This window comes from Phenylobacterium glaciei (assembly GCF_016772415.1).
In the GTDB taxonomy this organism is placed as follows: domain Bacteria; phylum Pseudomonadota; class Alphaproteobacteria; order Caulobacterales; family Caulobacteraceae; genus Phenylobacterium; species Phenylobacterium glaciei.
Map to the genome: position 1 here is coordinate 2,515,477 of NZ_JAGSGD010000001.1, position 19,002 is coordinate 2,534,478.

Below are 19,002 nucleotides of genomic sequence, written 5' to 3' on the forward strand. Positions count from 1 at the left end.
AGCCGCGCCGCCAAGATGAACGCCAGATAAACCATTGCACGGCTAAGTCATTGAAACCTGCGGGGAAACGTCGCATCTTGACGTTCTTCGTTGCGACGACTCCGCCCGCCCCGTACGGAAGTTTCAAGCTGGGGAGCTTGTAGTGTGGTGACTCTTCCATGGCCCTGACCTCGTCCGGCGATCCCATGACGTTCGCGCTCGACACCGACGCCTTGCCCCTGGCCTTCCTGAACGCCGACCTCCGCGGCGGCATGGTGGACGGCAAGCAGAGCTTCACGGTGGCGGAGGCCGCCAACCGCCTGGTGGGCGGGGAGCCCGGATGGTCGAGTGCTCTTGGGGTCGGCTTCACGGTCACCTACGGCTTCCGCGCCGACGCGCCGCTGACGATGCCGGATGATGCGACGGGTTTCAGCCGGTTCGAAACCGCCCAGATCACCACCGCCGAACTGGTGCTTAAGGGATGGTCGGACGCCGCCAATATCGTCTTTGTCCGGGTCGGGTCGGGCGCCAGCGGCGACGCCGCCTACAGCAATTCCGCCACCATCCTGTTCAGCAACTACGCCAGCGGCGTCGCGGGCGCCTCGGCCTTCAGCTTCTACCCCGGACGGACAGGCTTTGGTGACCGCTCAGGCGACGTCTGGGTGAACAGCACCCTGGGTTACAACCTCAATCCGACCATCGGAAACTACGGCGGCCAGGTTCTGGTGCATGAGCTGGGCCACGCCATTGGCCTCTCCCACCCGAGCAACTATGACGCCAGTGACAAGACCGCCCCCACCTACGCCGCCAGCGCCGACTACGCCGAGGACAGCCGGCAGTACACGGTGATGAGCTACTTCAACCAAAGCAACACCGGCGGCTATTTCGGCGGGGTTTACTCAGCCGCCCCCATGCTGGACGACATCGCCGCCGTACAGCTGGAGTACGGGGTCAACACCTCCACCCGCACCGGCGACACCACCTACGGGTTCAATTCCAACGCCGGCCGACCCTGGTTCGAGGCCACCTCGAGCGGCAGCCGGCTTGTCTTCGCCGCCTGGGACGCCGGTGGCAACGACACCTTCGACTTTTCCGGGTTCGCCCAGAACCAGATCATTGACCTGCGGGAGGGTTATTTCTCCAACATCGGCGGCCTGACCGGCAACGTCGCCGTCGCCGTCGGTGCGGTGATCGAGAACGCCATCGGCGGCGCAGGCTCCGACCAGATCAACGGCAACGGCGCCGCCAACCGTATCTTCGCCGGCCTCGGCAACGACACGGTCGACGGCGGCGGGGCCGACGACTACCTGCGCGGCGACGCCGGCGACGACAGCATCATCGGCGGGGCGGGCTTCGATGACATCAACGGCAACCAGGGCGACGACACCCTTCGAGGTGGAGACGGCCCCGATTGGGTCGTCGGCGGTCAGGCCAACGACATGCTCTACGGCGACGTCGGCGACGACATCGTCTACGGCAACCTCGGCAATGACACCCTGGACGGCGGCGACGGCCGCGACTGGGTGCGTGGCGGCCAGGGTGACGACAGCATCGCGGGCGGGGCCGGCGACGACTACATGTCCGGCGACCTCGGTTCCGACACCATCAGCGGCGGCGCGGGCGCCGACATTTTCCACACCTGGGGCGCGGCGGGCCTGGACCGCGTCACCGACTTCAGCCTGGCCGAGGGTGACCGCGTGCAGGTCGACGTCGGCACGGTCTACACCGTCGCCCAGGTCGGCGCCGACACGGTCATCTCCATGACCGGCGGCGCCCAGATGGTCCTGGTGGGCGTGCAGACCAGCAGCCTCAGCGGCGGCTGGATCTTCGCAGGCTGACGCGCCTAGAGCCTGATCCGTTGAGGTGGAATCGCTTCGCGATTCCGCCGATGCGGTGAATCAGGCTCCAGATTTAAGCGAGAGCATGATTCACGCTTCAGCCGGGACCGCGACGCGGTTCCGTCCAAAACGATCATGCTCTACGCGGCGCGGCGTGCGGGCCTTCCGACCGGTGACGCGTTGATGCGGAACTTGGCGGCGGACTCCGCCAGGGTCTTTGCCTCGGCGGCCAGGCCGTGGCTGGCGGCGGTGGACTGTTCCACCATGGCCGCGTTCTGCTGGGTGACCTGATCCATCTCGTTGACGGCGGTGTTGACCTGGGCCAGGCCGATGGCCTGTTCCTGGGCGCTGGCGGCGATCTCGCGCACCAGGGTGTCGATCTCCGAGACCCGCCCGACAATCCGCTGCAGGGCCTCGCCTGTCTGGCCCACCAGGTGAACGCCTGAGCCGACCTGCTGGCTCGACGCGCTGATCAGGGCCTTGATCTCACGGGCGGCCTCAGCCGAGCGTTGGGCGAGGGCCCGGACCTCGGACGCCACCACCGCGAAGCCGCGGCCGGCCTCACCTGCGCGGGCCGCCTCGACCCCGGCGTTCAGGGCCAACAGGTTGGTCTGGAAGGCGATCTCGTCGATCACCCCAATGATCTGGCTGATTTCCTGGGCGGAATTCTCGATCTGACTCATGGCCGCGACCGCCTGCTGGACGACATCGCCGCTGGTCTGGGCGTCGCCGCGGGCGGCCAGCACGACATCGGCGGCGGCCTTGGCCCCGGTGGCGGTCTTGCGCACCGTGGCGGTGATCTCGTCCAGGGCGGCGGCGGTCTCTTCCAGGCCGGCGGCCTGCTGCTCTGTGCGGCGCGAGAGGTCGTCGGCGGCCGACGCGATCTCCGACGCTCCGCTGCGGATCGTGCCGGCCGAGGTGACGATCCCGGCCAGGGTCTGTTCCAACTGCTCGGCAGCGCTGTTGAAGTCGGTGCGCAGGGTCTCGTACTTGGCGGGGAAGGCCTGTTGCAGGCGGGCCGTCAGATCACCGTCCGACAGCTGCTTCAGCCCCCGGGCCAGACCGTCCACCACCTGGGCGCTCTCGTTTTCCACGGTGCGCTGCAGGGTTTCGCGGTCGTGGGCGGCCGCGTTCTCCGACGCGCGCGCGCCCTCGGCGGTGCGCATGGCGTCCTCAGCCTCGGCCTTCGCCTCGGCGGCCGCGGCCAGCGAAGCGCCCGAACGGGCGAACATCGAGGAGATGTTGGAGGCGGCCCACATCAGGACCACCGCCTCAGCGATCAGGATGACGGCGTGCACCACCACCCGGCCCAGGTCGCCGCCACCGGGGAAGACCGCGGCGGGCAGGACAAAGCTCAGCAGCAGGTGGTGGACCGCCACCACGACGGCGCCGGCCGCGATGGCCCGCCAGTCGCAATAGACGATCAGGGCGGCCAGGGCGGCGAAATAGGCCATGTGCATGTCGATCTGCCAGGCGCGCCCGGCGAAGGCGGCCACCAGCAGCGACACAGATCCCATCAGGGCGGCAGAGGCGGCGATGCGCACGCCTTCGGGGTTGAGCTTCCAGAAGACCGTGACCGCGCCGGCCAAGCCCGCCGAGGCCAGGCCGAAGCCGAGCCATGGCGCCTTGATCAGCAGGGCCGCGATGAGGGTGACGGGGGCCAGCACCCACAGAGCGCCGATGATGATGCGGTCGGCGAACCGCCGCTGCTCCTCGATCGATTGAAACATCGAGCTCTCCTACGGGCTGCAGGGCGCGACGCGCCCGGGGTCGATGGAAAAGAGCGCCCCGGCCTTGCGCAGGCGCGAGGGCGCGTCGCCCTGATCTGAGCGGACGATGACGATGAAGGGCAATGTGCCGACCGCAAGGACGGCGCCGGCGCCAGAGGCCGCCGCCAGGACGGCCTCGCGGCCCCACCAAGGTGGGAACACGCCAGCCGCCTCATGCAGGTCCAGCGGGCGCGCACCCAGCAGGGTGGCCGCGGCGACCCCGACCGTGGCGATCAGACCCGCGAAGACCAAGCTGGATCGCGGGACGCGGTCAGAGGACGAGTCGGCGTTCATACACCCGAATTAGGGATATCCGGATTGATGAACGCTTAACTATGTCGCGTTGGGCGCTACAATGTCGGGTTAGGCGCTGAAATTCGAAACAAATTCAACGGTCAGGTTGCGCCAGACAGATGCGCCCTACCCTGGCGTGCGACTAGTCGTCGGCGGAGTCGTCGTCCTCGTCGGCCTCTTCGGCGACGGCGGCGACCTTCTTGGCGCGAGCCTTTGGCGGGGCTTTCGGCGGCGCGCGCGACAGGCGCTCGGCCAGCTCGGCGTCGATCAGCGGCAACAGGGCCGCGGCCTGCTCGGCCTGCCGGGCGACGTCGGAGTTTTCAAGGCGCTGGGCGTTGGCCCGCAGATTGGCGAGGCCTTCGTCGTCGAGCGTGGGGATCAGATCGGCCATGGCCATGGGCAGCTCCCGTCAGCGCGAACGCCGCGTAAAAAGACCGGGGCCGGCGCGAGGATCGCGCCGGCCCCTTATCGTCTTAGGCCGACTTCAGATTGACGGCGCTTTCCTTACCGGAGCGCTGGTCGCGCTCCATGTCGTAGGACACCGTGTCGCCTTCGTTCAGACCGTTGAGGTCCGAGCGCTCGACGGCGGAGATGTGGACGAAGACGTCCTTGCCGCCATCAGCCGGCTGGATGAAGCCGAAGCCCTTGGTGGAATTGAACCATTTGACAGTACCGGTCGCCATGACAGCCTCCGAGAGATGCGTAGGCGCGCCGGAAGAGCCCGGCGGGCCATCGAGGTCTGAGAGGGTCGGCTTCGAAAGTTCCGCGCGCTGAGCGAGAGGGCTTAAGAGCGTTGCGCGGCAGAGATCGACGCACACATCATGCGCCTTTCCCCAGACATAGACCAGACAATCCGCTGAGAGCTTCGTTGCGGCCGATGACATGGGCGTGATAGGCCGCACCCCATGACCGACCAACCCGAGCCCACGCCCGAGGATCCGAAGGCCGCCAACCGCCGCAAATGGTTCGGCCGCATCCTGCTGATCGGCTTTGGCCTGCTGCTCCTGGCCCAGATGATCCCCTTCGTCATCCGGTCAGGCGACTTCGGATAACAACCGAACATTCGTTTGACAGGCCGCGCGGCCGCTCCGGTAAGATGCCCGCAATGACGCCGCGTAAGGCGTTGCGGAGGAACCTGCATGCGCCTGACCCAACCCCGGATCGCTCCGGTCGACCTCGGCAAGCTCGATGAAGCCCAGACCGAAGTCCTGGCCCCCATGTTGGCCCAGGGTCGCGTCCTCAACATCTTCCGGACCATGGTCAATGCACCCAAGGCGGCCAAGGGCTTCCTGGCCTGGGGCAACTACGTGCTGTCGCGCCGCAATGACCTGCCGGGCCGCGAACGTGAGATCGTCGTCCTGCGCATCGGCTACCTCTGCAAGGCGGGCTACGAGTGGACCCAGCACGTCCCGATCGGAAAGCGCGAGGGCCTGACCGCCGAGGAATGCGAGGCGATCAAGGGCGGCGCAGAGGCCCCCGGCTGGAGCGCCGCCGACCAGGCCCTGCTGGAGGCCTCCGACGAACTGCACCACGACCAATTCATCACCAACGCCACCTGGGCCAACCTGAAGGCCCACTTCAGCGACAAGCAGTGCATGGACGTGGTGTTCACCGCCGGCCAGTACACTCAGGTCTCCATGATCCTGAACTCCTTCGGGGTGCAGCTCGACGAGGGCCAGACCCTCGACCCCGACCTGAAGGGGTTCTGAGCATGGCCGACCGCCTGAAGGGCAAGACCGCCCTCATCGTCGGGGCCGGCCAGACGCCGGGCGAGACCATCGGCAACGGCCGGGCCATGTCGATCCTGTTCGCCCGCGAAGGCGCGCAGGTGCTGTGCGTCGACCGCGTTGCTGAGCGCGCCGAGGAGACCGCCGCCATGATCGTCGCCGAGGGCGGCCAGGCCACCGCCTTCACCGCCAACGTCACCAAGGCCGATGATGTCGCGGTGATGATCGAGGAAGCCAAGGCCCGCCTGGGCCGCATCGACATCCTGGTCAACAATGTCGGCGTCGGCGGCGGCGACGGTCCGGCCCATCGGGTGGAGGAAGCCGCCTTCGACCGCATCCTCAGCGTCAACCTCAAGGGCATGTGGCTGACCATCAAGGCCGCCATCCCAACGATGCGCGAGCAGGGCGGCGGGGCCATCGTCAACATCTCGTCCCTGGCCGGGATCGCGGGGGGAAACCAGGTGGCCTACGAGGTCTCCAAGGCGGCCGTGAACCGCCTGACCACCAGCGTCGCCCAGTCCAACGCGGCCAAGGGCGTCCGCTGCAACGCCATCATGCCGGGATTGATGGACACCCCCATGGCCGTGGCCGGCATCGCCCAGGCCAGCGGCCAGGAGCAGGAAGCGGTCCGCGCCGCCCGTAATGCAAGAGTTCCGCTAGGCGGGAAAATGGGCAATGCCTGGGACACCGCCTATGCCGCCCTCTTCCTCGCCTCCGACGAGGCGGGCTTCATCACCGGGGCGATCCTGCCCGTCGACGGCGGCATGGGGAGCCGGATCGGATGATCATGCAGCGCAGAACCTTCCTGGCCACAGGCGCGGCGCTTGTCGCCTCCCCGGCCCTCGCGGCGCCCGGCGTCGTCTATGTGAAGCTGACCACGCCCGTGGGCGCGATTGTGCTGGCGCTGGAACAGGCCAATGCCCCGGTCACCGTGGCCAACTTCCTGCGCTACACCGACACCAAGCGCTATGACGGGGCCACCTTCTACCGGGCCTCGCGGCCCAAGGGCTACACGGGCGACGATTATGGCTCGATCCAGGGCGGCCTGCAGAACGACCCCGCCAAGGTCATGAAGCCCATCGGCCACGAGCCGACGACGAAGACCGGCCTCTCCCACACCGACGGCGCCATCTCCATGGGCCGTTTCGCGCCCGGCAGCGCCACCTCGGACTTCTTCATCTGCGTCGGCGACAACACCTATCTGGACGCCAATCCCAAGGCCAAGGGCGACAACCTGGGCTTCGCGGCCTTCGGCTACGTGGTCGAGGGGATGGACGTGGTGCGCAAGATCCTCGTCAAGCCGCGCGACCCCAACGCAGGGGTCGGCGTCATGAAGGGCGAGATGCTGAAGCCCCCGGTCAAGATCCTCAGCGCGCGGCGGACGACAGCGCCCGCCCCGAAGGTCGAGACGCCGCCGGCCGAAGCCGCGCCGTCTCCGGCCACGCCCGTAGCGCCGGCTGTGACGCCGGCGCCCATCGCACCTACGCCTTCGCCGCCGCCGGTGGCGCCCCAGGGGTAAGGCGGCGCTGGGCCAGGGCTGCGCAGGAGGCCTGACCGATCGGACCCTGCTCGTCATAGAGCCAGCATTCGCCGATCGCCACGCCGTCGGTGGCGTGGTGGTCGGCGACCTCGAACCCGATCCACTCTGTGGCCGGCAGGCGGTGCAGATAGACCGTCACGTCCGAGTTGATGTAGCCGAGCCCCTCGGTGCTGGAATTGGCGAAGGGGCTGGAGAAGTCGGCGGCCAGGGAGACCCGCTGGAAGGGTGTGAGCGGAACGCCCTCCACCATCTCGCGGACCTCGCTCATCCAGGTCTTGCGCGGGCCCGGCTGGCCAAAGCCGCCGGTGATCGGCCGCATGGCCCACATGCCGCCCATACCCTGCCGCCCGTCGGTCGGCAGTTCGATATCGGCGGGCTTGGGGACCTCCCAGTTCGGGCGATGCCAAGATTCGCCGGGCGAATTCTCGGTGCGCTTCAGGAACTGCACCGAGGCGCGCGCCATGCTGACCCCGCCGGAGATGAACTCGGCGTCGACGACCCGGATGCGATTGCCGTCGCGGATCACCGTGGTCTTGACCTCGATGGGGTCGAAGCCGGGCAAGCGGTACATGTCCACCGTCAGGCGGGCCGGCATGAAATCAGGGCTGCCGTGTTTGGCCTCGATCTCGCAGCCAAGCAGGCCAACGATGACGCGGCCGTGCAGGGATTGAGGATTCCAGGGACCACGGCAGGACGGTTGCGGGACGTAAAATTGACCGTCCCTTTTGAAAAAAGGTTCGTTTTGCATGGAGCGGGACCATGACGGATTTCGCCGGTCCGTCCAGCCCGTCCGACGCCAGAATTTCTAGGCCGGAATATAGACCGCGAGGTTCTTGCGGATGCGCGTCAGGATCGGCTCGCCGCCGGTCTCGACTTCGAACGCGCGCCCCGTGATGGTCTCGAAAGCCTGGATGTAGACCCGCGCCGTCTCGTCGATCATCTCGGCGGGGATCTCCGGGATCTGGTCCTTGTAGGGGTCGCAGCGGGCGGCGACCCAGGCGCGCACGAAGTCCTTGTCGAAGCTGTCGGGCCGCTCGCCCTTGGCGAACTTGTCCGCATAGGTTTCTGCGAACCAGTAGCGGCTGGAGTCAGGAGTGTGGATCTCGTCGGCCAGGATGATCTGGCCGTTCGTGTCGACGCCGAACTCGTACTTGGTGTCCACCAGGATCAGGCCGCGCGCCGCCGCCATCTCCTGACCGCGGTCGAAGAGGGCCAAGGCGTACCTGGAGAGCGTCTCCCACTGCAGGGCGCTGAGCAGCCCCTGCTCGACGATCTCGGCGGGCGTCAGCGGCGCGTCGTGCTCGCCGTCATAGGCCTTGGAGGTGGGGGTGATGATCGGGGTCGGGAGCTTCTGGTTGTCGGCCAGGCCGTCGGGCAGCCTGTGGCCGTACATCTCCCGCGCGCCCTTCTTGTAGAGCGTCAGGATCGAGGTCCCGGTGGTTCCGGCCAGATAGCCGCGCACGACGATCTCCACCGGCAGAATGTCCAGCCGCGTGCCCACCACGACGTTGGGGTCCGGATAGGCCAGGACGTGGTTGGGGCAGATGTCGGCGGTGGCGTCGAACCAGAACCGCGCCGTCTGGGTCAGGACCTGACCCTTGTAGGGGATCACCGCCAGGATGGAGTCGAAGGCCGACAGCCGGTCGCTGGAGATAATCACCATCCGCCCGTCGCCCAGGTCGTAGGTGTCGCGCACCTTGCCCCGATAGTGGTTGGGAAGTTCGGGAAACTTGGCGTCGGCCAGGATCTGGTCGGCGCGCGCGGGCAGCGTCGGTTTCATCATCCCGCTATGCTGCGAAGACAAAGCGCCGTCCAGTTCGTATGTTGATCGAACCCTGGAGGAACGACCCATGAATCGCCTGATCGCCCTTGCCGTCCTGGCCGCCACCGCCGCCGCCACACCGGCGCTCGCCGACCTCGCCGTGGGCTCCAAGGCGCCCGACTTCACCGCCCCGGCCTATCTGGCGGGCAAGCCCTTCACCTTCAACATGACCGCGGCCCGCAAGAAGGGGCCTGTGGTGATGTACTTCTTCCCGTCGGCCTATACCGGCGGCTGCAACCTTGAGGCCCACCTGTTCTCCGAGGCGGCCGATGACTTCAAGGCCCAGGGCGCGACCCTGATCGGGATCACCGCCGGCAAGGTCGAACGCCTGGCCGAATTCTCCGCCGACACCGCCACCTGCGGCGGCAAGTTCCCCGTCGCCGCCGATCCGGGCGCCAAGATCGCCAAGTCGTACGACTCGCCGATGAAGATGGCCGGCATAAAGGCCCCGGTGGACCTCTCGGCCCGCACCTCCTACGTCATCGCGCCCGACGGCACGGTCCTGCTGGCCTACGACAACCTGAAGGCCGACGACCACGTCAACCAGACCCTCGGCGCCCTGAAGGCCTGGAAGGCCAAGCAGAAGAAGTAGCGGAGAGCCTAGGACGGCTTGGGGGAAGGCGCCGCCTTCTGCCCGGCCGCGGGGCAGGCCGTGGGATAGCGCGCGCAAAGCCGCGCCAGCATGTCGGCCTGCATATCAGGCATCATTTCACCGACGATAGGCATCAGCCGCGCCGCGATCAGGGGCGCTTTCGAAAGCGCCGACTGGCCGCTGGCGCTCTCATAAAATTTGACGATGTCTTCAAGCTCCGCCTCGGAATAGGTCTCGGCGTAGATCTGCGGCAGCCGCTCGACCATCTTGGGAACCATACGGGTCATCGACTCGGTCATGACCTCACCTGCGATCTTGGACATCTCCGCCTGCATCTCCGGCGGAAGCTTGTTCCTGGCGTTCTTCATCGCCTGGTCCATGACGGCCGGCATCACCGTCGACATCATCGCCTGCATGGTCCGGTCCATGTGCATGGCGGTCACGTAGCGGCGGGCGAGGTCGAGGGCGTGCGGGCTCGGCGCGGCGACGGCGACGGCGACGGGCGCCGCGGCGGCTGCGGCCGAGGGGGTCGCCATCAGCAGGCAGGTGGCGGCCAGGGCCGACGAAACGATATCAGATAGCCGCATGATCAACCCTAGATTGCTGTTCGCAGGCTGGGGTAGGATCGCGCTTCTGACAAGAGGCCGCCAGCTCTGATTCCGAGGCGGGCTTCGCGTCGGACCGGCCGCTCATGCAGGAAACGCCTTGCCCAACAAGCGGTTTTCCCGTATCAGCCCGCCTCTTCACGGACGGCGGTCTCAAGTCGGAACGTAAAAGGCGCGGGAACCTCCCGCGCGCCGCATTGAGATCCATCGTTTTCGCCGGACTTCCGCCGACGAAAGCGCCGCCTCCACAACGGAAGAAGGAAAACATGGCGCTCTACGAGCACGTCGTTATCTCGCGGCAGGATATCTCGCCGCAACAAGCCGAAGCCCTCAATGACCAGATCAAGGCCCTCATCGAAGAGGGTGGCGGCGTGGTCGCGAAGATCGAGTACTGGGGCCTTCGCAACCTGACCTATCGCATCAAGAAGAACCGCAAGGGCCACTATTCCCTGATCTCCATCGACGCCCCGGCGCCGGCGGTGAAGGAAATGGAGCGCCAGCTGTCTCTCAACGAAGACGTGCTGCGCCACCTGACGGTCCGCGTCGAGGAGCTCGACCTTGAGCTCTCGCCGGTCCTGGCCCGTCGTGACCGCGATCGTGAGCGCGAACCGCGCCGCGAAGACAGCTTCCAAGCTCAATAAGGAGGATCATCACATGACCGACGAAACCTCCGAAGCAACCACCGCCGGCGCCCCCGCCGCGGGTGGCCAGCGCCGCCCCTTCTTCCGTCGCCGCAAGGTCTGCCCGTTCTCGGGCGCCGGCGCGCCGAAGATCGACTACAAGGACGTGAAGCTGCTGCAGCGTTACGTCTCGGAACGCGGCAAGATCGTGCCCTCGCGCATCACCGCGGTGTCGGCCAAGAAGCAACGCGAACTGGCCAAGGCCATCAAGCGCGCCCGCTTCCTGGCTCTCCTCCCCTACGTCGTGAAGTAGGGAGTACAGGCACATGAAAGTCATTCTGCTCGAACGCGTCGAAGGCAAGGGTCTTCTGGGCGATGTGGTCACCGTCAAGGACGGCTACGCGCGCAACTTCCTCCTGCCCCGTCAAAAGGCGCTCCGCGCCAACGCCGCCAATCTGAAGGTCTTCGAAGGCCAGCGCGCCGACATCGAGGCCCGCAACCAGAAGGCCAAGGAACAAGCCGGCAAGACCGGCGAGGGCCTGGACGGCACGTCCTACATCCTGATCCGTCAGGCTGGCGAAAGCGGCCAGCTCTACGGTTCGGTTTCCGGCCGTGACGTCGCCGACATCGTCAATGCGGCCGGCGGCAAGCTGGAACGCTCGATGGTGGCCCTCGACAAGCCGATCAAGACCCTGGGTCTCCACCCTGTGAAGGTCGTCCTGCACGCCGAGGTCGTCATCACGGTGACCCTCAACATCGCCCGCAGCCAGGACGAGGCCGAGCGCCAAGCCCGCGGCGAGGACGTGGTCAACTCGCAGTTCGAGGAAGATCGCGTCGCGGCCGAGGAAGCCGCCCAGGACATGCTGGCCGGCGGCGCCGGTTCGCACGAAGGCGACTACGTCGAGAGCTAAAGCTCCCGACCTCTAACGATCTGACACGGCGCGGAACTCCGGTTCCGCGCCGTTTCTTTTGTCTGCGACAGATGCGGTCGCAGCTCCCCAGAATGGGACTGGGATGGGCCTGGCGAAGGGTTAGATTCGAGTCGCTGACTTTCCCCAGAGTGAGGTCATCCACAGGCCTCCGGATTTCCTGTGCGTAGGCCATCTCGCCACACTGTCTGGGGCCTCTCGTTAAGCTATCGGTAACCCATGGCCCTCGTCCCCGCGCTCGATCTCCGCCCCGCCCACAACGACACGGCGATCCCCCACGCCCCGGCCAATATCGAGGCCGAGCAGGCCCTGCTGGGCGCTGTCCTCTATGACAACGCCACCTTCGAGCGCATCGGCGACTATCTGCAGGCCCGCCACTTCTACGAACCCTTCCACGCGCGCCTCTACGCCGCCATCGAGACCCACGTCCGCAAGGGCCAGCTGGCCGAGCCGATCCTGCTGGCCGAGCAGTTCGGGCGCGACCCCGCCTTTGAGGAGCTGGGCGGCATCCGCTACCTGGCCGACCTGGTGGACCGCGCCCCGCCGGCCGCCAACGCGCCGGACTATTCGCGGGCCATCTACGATCTGGCCCTGCGCCGCGACCTGATCCGCATCGGCGGCGACATCGCCACCACCGCGACGGCGCCCGATGAAGAGACCTCGGCCCGCGATCAGATCGAGGCCGCCGAACAGCAGCTCTACGCCCTGGCCGAAAGCGGCGGCGCCAGCCAGGGGTTCATCCCCCTCTCCCAGGCCCTGCACGGCGCCGTGACCATGGCCGCCGAGGCCCACAGCCGCGACGGCGGCCTGGCCGGCCTCTCCACCGGCCTGATCGACCTGGACGCCAAGCTGGGCGGCCTGCACCCCTCCGACCTGCTGATCCTTGCCGCCCGCCCCTCCATGGGCAAGAGCGCCCTGGCGGTGAACATCGCCTTCCACGTGGCCCGCAACTACGCCTGGGAGCCGCAGCCGGACGGCACCAAGAAGACCGTGGCCGGCGGCGTGGTGGCCTTCTTCCAGTTGGAAATGTCCGCCGACCAGCTGGCCATGCGGATGCTGGCCGAAGTGTCCGGCGTGTCCGGTGACCGCCTGCGCAAGGGCGAGATCGACGCCGTGGAGTTCGGCCGGGTGCGCGACGCCGCCCTCGAGATCCAGGACGCCCCGCTCTATATCGACGACACCGGCGGCATCACCATGGCCAAGCTGGCCGCCCGCGCCCGGCGCCTGAAGCGCATGGTGGGCCTGGACCTGATCGTGGTGGACTACCTGCAGCTGGTGACCATCGGCGGCGGCGGCAAGCTGGACAACCGGGTGCAGGAGGTCAGCGCCATCACCCAGGGGCTCAAGACGCTGGCCAAGGAACTCTCGGTCCCGGTCATCGCCCTGGCCCAGCTCTCCCGCCAGGTGGAAAACCGCGAGGACAAGAAGCCCCAGCTCTCCGACCTTCGGGAATCGGGCTCCATCGAGCAGGACGCCGACTGCGTGATGTTCATCTACCGCGAGGAATACTACCTCTCCCGCACCGAGCCCCGCGAAGGCACACCCGAACACCTCACTTGGCAGGACCAGATGGACCAGGTGGCGGGCCAGGCCGAGGTGATCATCGGCAAGCAGAGGCACGGCCCCATCGGCACCGTCAAACTGGCCTTCAACGCCGACCTGACCAAGTTCGGAAACCTGGCCCGCGATCCCAGCCGCTATGACCAGCACAGCCGCGACTGACCCCGGCGCTTGAACCGGCTTTCCCTTCCGCCTGTCAGTCTCTAAGGGAGCGCCAATGGCTCTCCCCTCCTCCGCGCGCCTGACGATCGATCTCGACGCGCTCGCCCATAATTACGGCGTTCTGCGCGCCCAGGCGCCAGGCGCGGAAGCCGCCCCCGTGGTCAAGGGCGACGGCTATGGCCTGGGCGCCGGCCCGGTCTGCCGCCGCCTGTGGGCCGAGGGCGCCCGCAGCTTCTTCGTCGCCCGCCTGACCGAGGGCGAGGCGCTGCGCGCGGCGCTGGGTCCCGAGCGTCCGGCGACCATCTATGTGCTGGACGGTATGACCGGCGGCACGGGCGCGCGCCTTGTCGCGGCCAACCTCACACCGGCCCTGACCAGCGTGCCCCAGGTCGAGGCCGCCAGCAGCTTCGCCGCCTCCCTGGGCCGCGTCCTGCCGGTCGCCCTGCACATCGACACCGGCATGAACCGTCAGGGGATCACCCCCGACCAGGCCGGCGCGCTGGCCCAGTCGGGCGACCGCCTGGCCCATCTCGAAATCGGCCTGGTGATGAGCCACCTGGGCTCAGCGCCCGAGCCCCGCGATCCCCGCAATGGCCGCCAGCTCGAACGCTTCGCCGCCACCCGCAAGCTGTTCCCCGACGCCCGGGCCAGCTTCGCAGCCTCGGCCGGCATCTTCCTGGGCGACGACTACCGCTTCGACATGGTCCGCCCCGGCGTCAGTCTCTATGGCGGCGGCCCCGAGGAGCGCCCCGATCCGCGCCTGAAGGCGGTGGCCACCTTCGAGGCCCCCATCCTCGACATCCGCAACATCGAGGCCGGGGAGACCGTCGGCTACGGCTCCAGCCGCATCGTCGCCCGCCCGACCCGCGTCGCCGTGGTGGCCGCGGGCTATGCCGACGGCCTGGTCCGCGCCGCCAAGCAGACCGGCCAGGGCTGGTTCGCCGGCGCCCTGCGACCCTTCCTGATCGTCACCATGGACCTGATCCTGCTGGACCTCGGTGACACGCCTGCCAGCCCCGGCCAGATGGTCGAGCTGATGGGCCCCAACGCCCATATCGACGACCTCGCCGCCGCCGCCGGCACCGTGGCCCACGAATGCCTGGTCCGCCTCAGCCCGCGGGCGGAACGGGTCTATCTGGGTCAGGTCTAGGCTTCGCGAGCACCTGCAGTCGCGCCAGATCGATCCCCGACACCGCGGCCTTCAGGCTGGCCATGGGCGCCGCGTCGCCTTCGGCCTGGACCATGAACCGTTCGGCCACCAGCACGCCGTAGCTGCCGTGCTTGGAGGCGTTGTCGTAGGACTCGGTGCTCATCCGCCCCTCGGGGGTCTTGCCGATCCGGTCATAGCGCCGACCGCTCTCGGTGGAGGACTCCACGTTGAAGGCCGAGGCAATTCCGGCCAGGGCGCCGGCCTCGCCCAGGTCGGTGATGGTGAGGGTATAGGTCCCATCGCCCTTGGCGTAGCTGGCCTCGGCCGAGACCCCCGAAACGCCATCGGATCCCAGGCTGCCGGCCCGCAGCGCCGTGCGCCGATAGCCGGCCGCCGTGGCCGGTAGGAAGGACTTCAGCACCTCGGGGTCAATGGGCTCGAGGTCCTTCGCCCGCGCGGCGGCGGCGCTGAGCTGCTCGCCGGCCGCCTCCAGCTTGGACATGTCCACCGAGTGGCTCCGCGACGCCGGGACGGCGGTGACCGCCCCAGCCGCGCTGGCGCCCTCGCCCACCCGTTTGATCGGCGCGGCGATGGCGGTGACCACCAGGTTGATCAGGATGGATACCGCCACCGCCAGCACCACATAGGCCGCCGTCTTGCCCCGCGCCGAGGCCATCAGCCGGGGCAGGCCCAGATAGAGCAGATAGAGGCTGTAGATCCCCGCCAGGAAGGCCAGGGGCGCCAAGGGTGGGAAGATCAGGAAGATGCCCGCCACCCAGGCCGCCGTGCCCGAATAGGCCGCCACCTTCACGGCCTGGACCTGGTTCCGGGTCGCCCCGAACGGCGGCGCGAAGGCGTTGATCACCACCGCCAGCACCATCACGCCGATCAAGGTCGCGAGATACGCCGTCACCGCCGCGCCAAGCGCATTCAACACCGGCGGATGGAAGGCCACCCCGTCCTTGGGATTACCGAACACCACCGCCCCGATGAACCCAGCGACCGGCCCGATGGCCGCCAGCGGCATGACATAGGTCAGGTACAGCCCTTTCAGGCTGGCCGGCTCCTGGTCAATCGTCTCCCAGGTCGCCTTGGGCTCCAGCAGGATCGCGCGGACCCGCGCGGTCAGGCGCGCGCCCATCGATCCCGGCTCCACGATGCTCATGCCCAGCTCCCGGTCTTCAACATCCCGCGCCCCTGTGAGCAGCCCCAACGCCGCCAGCCAGCGCCCGTTCCACCGGCCCCACAAGGCGTTTCACAGTGCTCTCCGGCTGGGGCCGAGTCAGGACATCGCGTCGTCGGGCTCCTTGAGGTCGGGTGAGTCCATCTGACCCGTTCCGAGACGCTCACCCTCTATGCGGCCGCCAGGGCCAGCAACGGCTTTTGTCGCGCCGCCCGCCAGCCGGGGAACACCCCGCCCACCAGGCCGATGACCAGGGCCAGGGTGACCGCCTGACCGATAATCTCAGGACCGATCTGCAGGCGGAAGGCGACCTGGGTGAAGCCCGCGCCGAGGGTGGAGGTCGACAGGCCGTTGAAGCCCAGCGCGCAGATCGCCACCCCCAGCAGCGCGCCGATGGCTGACAGGACCAGGGCTTCGACCAGGGTTCCCATGAAGGCCGAGAATCCTGAGAACCCGATGACCCGCAAGGTGGCGATCTCCGCCGCCCGGTTGGCGACCGAGGCGTACATGGTGTTGAGCGCGCCGGCCAAGGCGCCGATGGCCATGATGATGCCAAGGGGCCAGCCGAAATACTTGATCAGCAGCCCCGAACGCTCGGCCTGGGCGGCGAAATAAGCCTGCTCGCTCTGCGCCGCCAGCTGCAGACGCGGCTCGTTCTTGGCATAGGCCACGAAGCCAGGCATGGCCGCGGCGCTGGTGAGAGCCACCCGGGCGGTCTGGTAGGAGGTGCCGCGGTTGAACAGGCTCTGAACCACGGGCGCGTCGGCCCAGAGCTCAGACTCAAAGACCGTGCCGGGGGCTTCGAACACCCCCACCACCCGCCAGGTCTGGGCGCCGAACTTCACCGTCTTGCCCATCTCGAACCCCTCGAACTCCCGCAGAAGTCCCGCGCCCACCACGATCTCGTTGGAGCCTGGCGAGAACATTCTCCCCTCGCGGATGCGGGCCTGCCTGCGCACCAGCAGGCCGTTGGGCCCGATACCTCGCAGCGGCATATTGGCCTTGGTGCCGGTGGATTTCTTGATGCCGTCCACCACCAGCATGAGTTCGGCAGACAGCACCGGACGGCCGTCTGACCCGATGCGCACCCCCGGGCCCTGGGCCAGGAGGTCCACCTGGTCTCGCGACAAGGTGCTGTTCAGTTCGGCCTCCGACCCCTCGCGCAGCACGATGGCCACGTCGGAGGCGCCCGAGCCCTTCAGGGTCTGGTTGAACCCATTGGCCAGGGACAGAAAGCCCAGGAGCACGGCCACCACCAGGGCGATGGACATCACCGTCGCCAGCGACATCCAGAGCCGCTGGGGAATGGACTGTACGTTCATGACGATCACGGATCGGGTCTGGCTCAGCAGGCTCATGTCGGCGCTTCCTAGCGGCGGTTCAGGGCGTCGACGATGCTCATCCGCAAGGCCGAGGCGGCGGGGATGGCGCCGGTGACCAGGCCCAGGGTGACGGCCAGGGCGACCCCGGCCAAGGCCACGCCCGCAGACATGGACAGGTCGCCAAAGTTGGCGCCGGCGGGCGACTTGGAAAGGCCCGCCAGGACCACGGCAGAGGTCGCGAGCCCTAGGATGGCGCCCAGGCTCGAGAGCATCAGAGCTTCTCCCAGCACCATGCGCAGGACGCGCGGACTGGAGAAGCCGAGGGTTTTCATGACGCCGATCTCCTTGGTGCGCTCGCGCATGGCCGAGACCAGGGTGGTGCTGACGATCATCAGAATGGCGGCGAACGCCGCGGCCACCACCATGGAGACGATGAAGTTCAGATCTCCGGCCTGTTTCAGGAAGGCGCGGGCGAAGGTCTTCTCATCGACCGTGGAGGTTTCGTAGGGCGAGTTGGCGAAGGTGGCGTCGATTGCCTTGGCGACTTGGTCATTGAGATCCGGCGAAGCGGTTCGCACCGCCACATTGCCGATCTGATCGCGGCCGAAGGTCGTGGTCTCGTTCAGATAATCATAGTGGAAGTAGAGCGCGTTGGTGGAATCGGTCGGCTTGGCGCCGGTGAAGACGCCGCTGATCTTCATGTCCCAGCTGCGGCGGCCATCGGCCTGGACAAAGATGTTGGAGCTGATGGGGATGGTCTGCCCCACCTTCCAGCCATATTGCTCGGCCAGGGCCTTGCCGACGATCACGCCGGTCCGCTCCGCGATGAAGGCCTTGCGTTCGGCCTCCGTCAGCCGGACGTCATTGGCGTAGATGGCGAGGTAGCTGGCCGGATCGACGGCGAATCCGACGAAGCGGCTGGCCCGCTGGTCCTGATAATAGGCCCCGAACCAGTTGGAGTGAGTGACTCCGGTCACCCCCGGAACCGTGGCGATGCGGTTCACATAGGCGATGGGCAGGGGCTGGGTGAAATTGATCTTGTTGGAGACGATCAGTCGGTCGCTGGCCGCGCCCGTCTCCGAGGCCCGGTTCAGGGCTACGTTGAGGCTGGTGAGCATGCCGAAGATCAGAAAGGCCATGAAGATCGAAACCGTCAGCAGGACGGTTCGTAGCGGCTTGCGAAACAGGTTTTTGCGGATCAGGTCGAAGTCCGTCATGCGGCGATCTCGGCGAAGCTGCCCTTGTCCAGGTGCAGGGTGCGGGTCGCGAAGCGCGCGGCCTCCGGATCATGGGTGACCATGACGACCGTCTTGCCCATTTCCTTATTGAGCAGTTGCAGGGTCCGCAGGATGTCGTTGGCTGTGTTGCGGTCCAGGTCCCCGGTGGGTTCGTCACAGAGCAGAAGCTTGGGGTCGGAAACGATGGCGCGGGCGATCGCCACCCGCTGCTGTTGGCCCCCCGAGAGTTCCTTGGGCTTGTGCTTGGCGCGGTCCGACAGCTCGACGATCTTCAGGGCCGTCTCGACATTCTCCCTGCGCTTCTTGGCCGGCAGGTTGGTCAGCATCAGCGGCAGCTCGACATTCTGGGCCGCTGTCAGGACCGGCATCAGGTTGTAGAACTGGAAGATGAAGCCGACATTCCGCGCCCGCCACGCAGCCAACTGCCCCTCGGAATAGCCGTCGATCCGCTCGCCATCGAAGATGATTTCGCCGCCGTCGCAGCGGTCGGTGCCGCCCAACAGGTTCAACAGGGTGGTCTTGCCCGAGCCGGAGGGACCCATGATGGCGACGAAGTCCCCCTTCTCGATCGACATGGTGAGGCCATCGAAGATGGCGATGCCTTCCTTGCCGCGCCGGTAGTTCTTGGTGACATTGTTCAACTGAATGAGGGCGCTCATCGCGGTGTCCTGT

At 67.3% G+C, this 19,002-nt stretch carries 22 protein-coding genes; 11 read left to right on the forward strand and 11 right to left on the reverse strand.

Annotated elements, in window-relative coordinates; genetic code table 11:
* Positions 1 to 158: 158 nt before the first annotated feature.
* The gene (locus JKL49_RS12315; RefSeq protein WP_215340895.1) at positions 159 to 1,817 is read left to right on the forward strand and encodes a M10 family metallopeptidase C-terminal domain-containing protein; all 1,659 of its coding nucleotides are present in this window, start codon (positions 159 to 161) and stop codon (positions 1,815 to 1,817) included.
* A 140-nt stretch (positions 1,818 to 1,957) separates the two neighbouring features.
* On the opposite strand, the gene JKL49_RS12320 is transcribed toward JKL49_RS12315, so the two are convergent.
* From JKL49_RS12320 to JKL49_RS12335, 4 genes are all read right to left on the reverse strand, one after another.
* Positions 1,958 to 3,547 carry a methyl-accepting chemotaxis protein gene (locus tag JKL49_RS12320; RefSeq protein WP_215340896.1) on the reverse strand — a complete coding sequence of 530 codons (1,590 nt, stop codon included), beginning with the start codon at positions 3,545 to 3,547 and terminating at the stop codon, positions 1,958 to 1,960.
* A gap of 9 nt (positions 3,548 to 3,556) precedes the next feature.
* Complete coding sequence (locus tag JKL49_RS12325; RefSeq protein WP_215340897.1) at positions 3,557 to 3,838, reverse strand: hypothetical protein; 282 nt, start codon at positions 3,836 to 3,838, stop codon at positions 3,557 to 3,559.
* 184 nt (positions 3,839 to 4,022) lie between these two features.
* Entirely contained in the window at positions 4,023 to 4,277 is a 255-nt protein-coding gene (locus JKL49_RS12330) for a hypothetical protein (RefSeq protein WP_215340898.1), read from the reverse strand.
* Between the two features lie 76 nt (positions 4,278 to 4,353).
* Entirely contained in the window at positions 4,354 to 4,563 is a 210-nt protein-coding gene (locus JKL49_RS12335; protein WP_215340899.1) for a cold-shock protein, read from the reverse strand.
* A 222-nt stretch (positions 4,564 to 4,785) separates the two neighbouring features.
* On the opposite strand from JKL49_RS12335, the gene JKL49_RS12340 reads away from it, so the two are divergent.
* The 4 genes from JKL49_RS12340 to JKL49_RS12355 all read left to right on the forward strand — a co-directional run bounded on the left by JKL49_RS12340 (position 4,786) and on the right by JKL49_RS12355 (position 7,126).
* Positions 4,786 to 4,932, forward strand: coding sequence for a hypothetical protein (locus JKL49_RS12340; RefSeq protein WP_215340900.1), 147 nt, complete (start codon positions 4,786 to 4,788; stop codon positions 4,930 to 4,932).
* Positions 4,933 to 5,019: 87 nt separating this feature from the next.
* Entirely contained in the window at positions 5,020 to 5,589 is a 570-nt protein-coding gene (locus tag JKL49_RS12345; protein WP_215340901.1) for a carboxymuconolactone decarboxylase family protein, read from the forward strand.
* A 2-nt stretch (positions 5,590 to 5,591) separates the two neighbouring features.
* Positions 5,592 to 6,392: an SDR family NAD(P)-dependent oxidoreductase gene (locus JKL49_RS12350; protein WP_215340902.1), complete on the forward strand. Its 801-nt coding sequence runs from the start codon at positions 5,592 to 5,594 to the stop codon at positions 6,390 to 6,392.
* Between the two features lie 2 nt (positions 6,393 to 6,394).
* Positions 6,395 to 7,126: a peptidylprolyl isomerase gene (locus JKL49_RS12355; protein WP_215340903.1), complete on the forward strand. Its 732-nt coding sequence runs from the start codon at positions 6,395 to 6,397 to the stop codon at positions 7,124 to 7,126.
* Here JKL49_RS12355 and JKL49_RS12360 read toward each other — a convergent pair.
* Both JKL49_RS12360 and JKL49_RS12365 read right to left on the reverse strand, forming a co-directional pair.
* Positions 7,089 to 7,895, reverse strand: coding sequence for a thioesterase family protein (locus JKL49_RS12360; RefSeq protein WP_215340904.1), 807 nt, complete (start codon positions 7,893 to 7,895; stop codon positions 7,089 to 7,091). The two genes, JKL49_RS12355 and JKL49_RS12360, sit on opposite strands and share 38 nt — an antisense overlap.
* Before the next feature lie 57 nt (positions 7,896 to 7,952).
* Positions 7,953 to 8,927, reverse strand: coding sequence for a phosphoribosylaminoimidazolesuccinocarboxamide synthase (locus JKL49_RS12365; protein WP_215342807.1), 975 nt, complete (start codon positions 8,925 to 8,927; stop codon positions 7,953 to 7,955).
* A 70-nt stretch (positions 8,928 to 8,997) separates the two neighbouring features.
* Here JKL49_RS12365 and JKL49_RS12370 point away from each other — a divergent pair, with 70 nt between their 5' ends.
* Positions 8,998 to 9,561 (forward strand): peroxiredoxin, encoded by a 564-nt coding sequence (locus tag JKL49_RS12370; RefSeq protein ID WP_215340905.1) that lies wholly within the window; start codon positions 8,998 to 9,000, stop codon positions 9,559 to 9,561.
* Between the two features lie 8 nt (positions 9,562 to 9,569).
* Here JKL49_RS12370 and JKL49_RS12375 read toward each other — a convergent pair whose 3' ends face one another.
* Positions 9,570 to 10,148 carry a DUF2059 domain-containing protein gene (locus tag JKL49_RS12375; protein WP_215340906.1) on the reverse strand — a complete coding sequence of 193 codons (579 nt, stop codon included), beginning with the start codon at positions 10,146 to 10,148 and terminating at the stop codon, positions 9,570 to 9,572.
* 284 nt (positions 10,149 to 10,432) lie between these two features.
* Here JKL49_RS12375 and rpsF point away from each other — a divergent pair, with 284 nt between their 5' ends.
* The 5 genes from rpsF (at position 10,433) to alr (ending at position 14,587) form a co-directional block, all read left to right on the forward strand.
* The gene (gene rpsF / locus JKL49_RS12380) at positions 10,433 to 10,807 is read left to right on the forward strand and encodes a 30S ribosomal protein S6 (RefSeq protein ID WP_215340907.1); all 375 of its coding nucleotides are present in this window, start codon (positions 10,433 to 10,435) and stop codon (positions 10,805 to 10,807) included.
* 13 nt (positions 10,808 to 10,820) lie between these two features.
* Positions 10,821 to 11,099 (forward strand): 30S ribosomal protein S18, encoded by a 279-nt coding sequence (gene rpsR / locus JKL49_RS12385; protein WP_215340908.1) that lies wholly within the window; start codon positions 10,821 to 10,823, stop codon positions 11,097 to 11,099.
* Positions 11,100 to 11,112: 13 nt separating this feature from the next.
* A complete protein-coding gene (rplI, locus tag JKL49_RS12390) occupies positions 11,113 to 11,697 on the forward strand; it encodes a 50S ribosomal protein L9 (RefSeq protein ID WP_215340909.1) in 585 nt (194 codons plus the stop codon).
* 237 nt (positions 11,698 to 11,934) lie between these two features.
* Positions 11,935 to 13,437 carry a replicative DNA helicase gene (locus JKL49_RS12395; RefSeq protein ID WP_215340910.1) on the forward strand — a complete coding sequence of 501 codons (1,503 nt, stop codon included), beginning with the start codon at positions 11,935 to 11,937 and terminating at the stop codon, positions 13,435 to 13,437.
* A gap of 55 nt (positions 13,438 to 13,492) precedes the next feature.
* Positions 13,493 to 14,587: an alanine racemase gene (gene alr, locus JKL49_RS12400; protein WP_215340911.1), complete on the forward strand. Its 1,095-nt coding sequence runs from the start codon at positions 13,493 to 13,495 to the stop codon at positions 14,585 to 14,587.
* Here alr and JKL49_RS12405 read toward each other — a convergent pair.
* The 4 genes from JKL49_RS12405 to JKL49_RS12420 form a co-directional block, all read right to left on the reverse strand.
* Positions 14,547 to 15,752 (reverse strand): Yip1 family protein, encoded by a 1,206-nt coding sequence (locus JKL49_RS12405; protein ID WP_215340912.1) that lies wholly within the window; start codon positions 15,750 to 15,752, stop codon positions 14,547 to 14,549. The genes alr and JKL49_RS12405 overlap by 41 nt on opposite strands.
* A 188-nt stretch (positions 15,753 to 15,940) precedes the next feature.
* Positions 15,941 to 17,128 carry an ABC transporter permease gene (locus tag JKL49_RS12410; protein ID WP_215340913.1) on the reverse strand — a complete coding sequence of 396 codons (1,188 nt, stop codon included), beginning with the start codon at positions 17,126 to 17,128 and terminating at the stop codon, positions 15,941 to 15,943.
* An 11-nt stretch (positions 17,129 to 17,139) separates the two neighbouring features.
* Positions 17,140 to 18,309 (reverse strand): ABC transporter permease, encoded by a 1,170-nt coding sequence (locus tag JKL49_RS12415; RefSeq protein ID WP_215340914.1) that lies wholly within the window; start codon positions 18,307 to 18,309, stop codon positions 17,140 to 17,142.
* Positions 18,306 to 18,989 (reverse strand): ABC transporter ATP-binding protein, encoded by a 684-nt coding sequence (locus JKL49_RS12420; protein ID WP_215340915.1) that lies wholly within the window; start codon positions 18,987 to 18,989, stop codon positions 18,306 to 18,308. The genes JKL49_RS12415 and JKL49_RS12420 overlap by 4 nt, the downstream gene beginning before the upstream one ends.
* Between the last annotated feature and the right edge of the window lie 13 nt (positions 18,990 to 19,002).

What these genes read in the sequence shown, in the direction of transcription:
- JKL49_RS12315 (WP_215340895.1), top strand. Translation starts at nt 159, where the DNA reads ATGGCCCTGACCTCGTCCGGCGATCCCATGACGTTCGCGCTCGACACC.
- JKL49_RS12320 (WP_215340896.1), bottom strand. Translation starts at nt 3,547, where the DNA reads ATGTTTCAATCGATCGAGGAGCAGCGGCGGTTCGCCGACCGCATCATC.
- JKL49_RS12330 (WP_215340898.1), bottom strand. Translation starts at nt 4,277, where the DNA reads ATGGCCATGGCCGATCTGATCCCCACGCTCGACGACGAAGGCCTCGCC.
- JKL49_RS12335 (WP_215340899.1), bottom strand. Translation starts at nt 4,563, where the DNA reads ATGGCGACCGGTACTGTCAAATGGTTCAATTCCACCAAGGGCTTCGGC.
- JKL49_RS12340 (WP_215340900.1), top strand. Translation starts at nt 4,786, where the DNA reads ATGACCGACCAACCCGAGCCCACGCCCGAGGATCCGAAGGCCGCCAAC.
- JKL49_RS12345 (WP_215340901.1), top strand. Translation starts at nt 5,020, where the DNA reads ATGCGCCTGACCCAACCCCGGATCGCTCCGGTCGACCTCGGCAAGCTC.
- JKL49_RS12350 (WP_215340902.1), top strand. Translation starts at nt 5,592, where the DNA reads ATGGCCGACCGCCTGAAGGGCAAGACCGCCCTCATCGTCGGGGCCGGC.
- JKL49_RS12355 (WP_215340903.1), top strand. Translation starts at nt 6,395, where the DNA reads ATGCAGCGCAGAACCTTCCTGGCCACAGGCGCGGCGCTTGTCGCCTCC.
- JKL49_RS12360 (WP_215340904.1), bottom strand. Translation starts at nt 7,895, where the DNA reads ATGCAAAACGAACCTTTTTTCAAAAGGGACGGTCAATTTTACGTCCCG.
- JKL49_RS12365 (WP_215342807.1), bottom strand. Translation starts at nt 8,927, where the DNA reads ATGAAACCGACGCTGCCCGCGCGCGCCGACCAGATCCTGGCCGACGCC.
- JKL49_RS12370 (WP_215340905.1), top strand. Translation starts at nt 8,998, where the DNA reads ATGAATCGCCTGATCGCCCTTGCCGTCCTGGCCGCCACCGCCGCCGCC.
- JKL49_RS12375 (WP_215340906.1), bottom strand. Translation starts at nt 10,148, where the DNA reads ATGCGGCTATCTGATATCGTTTCGTCGGCCCTGGCCGCCACCTGCCTG.
- rpsF (WP_215340907.1), top strand. Translation starts at nt 10,433, where the DNA reads ATGGCGCTCTACGAGCACGTCGTTATCTCGCGGCAGGATATCTCGCCG.
- rpsR (WP_215340908.1), top strand. Translation starts at nt 10,821, where the DNA reads ATGACCGACGAAACCTCCGAAGCAACCACCGCCGGCGCCCCCGCCGCG.
- rplI (WP_215340909.1), top strand. Translation starts at nt 11,113, where the DNA reads ATGAAAGTCATTCTGCTCGAACGCGTCGAAGGCAAGGGTCTTCTGGGC.
- JKL49_RS12395 (WP_215340910.1), top strand. Translation starts at nt 11,935, where the DNA reads ATGGCCCTCGTCCCCGCGCTCGATCTCCGCCCCGCCCACAACGACACG.
- alr (WP_215340911.1), top strand. Translation starts at nt 13,493, where the DNA reads ATGGCTCTCCCCTCCTCCGCGCGCCTGACGATCGATCTCGACGCGCTC.
- JKL49_RS12405 (WP_215340912.1), bottom strand. Translation starts at nt 15,752, where the DNA reads ATGAGCATCGTGGAGCCGGGATCGATGGGCGCGCGCCTGACCGCGCGG.
- JKL49_RS12410 (WP_215340913.1), bottom strand. Translation starts at nt 17,128, where the DNA reads ATGAGCCTGCTGAGCCAGACCCGATCCGTGATCGTCATGAACGTACAG.
- JKL49_RS12415 (WP_215340914.1), bottom strand. Translation starts at nt 18,309, where the DNA reads ATGACGGACTTCGACCTGATCCGCAAAAACCTGTTTCGCAAGCCGCTA.
- JKL49_RS12420 (WP_215340915.1), bottom strand. Translation starts at nt 18,989, where the DNA reads ATGAGCGCCCTCATTCAGTTGAACAATGTCACCAAGAACTACCGGCGC.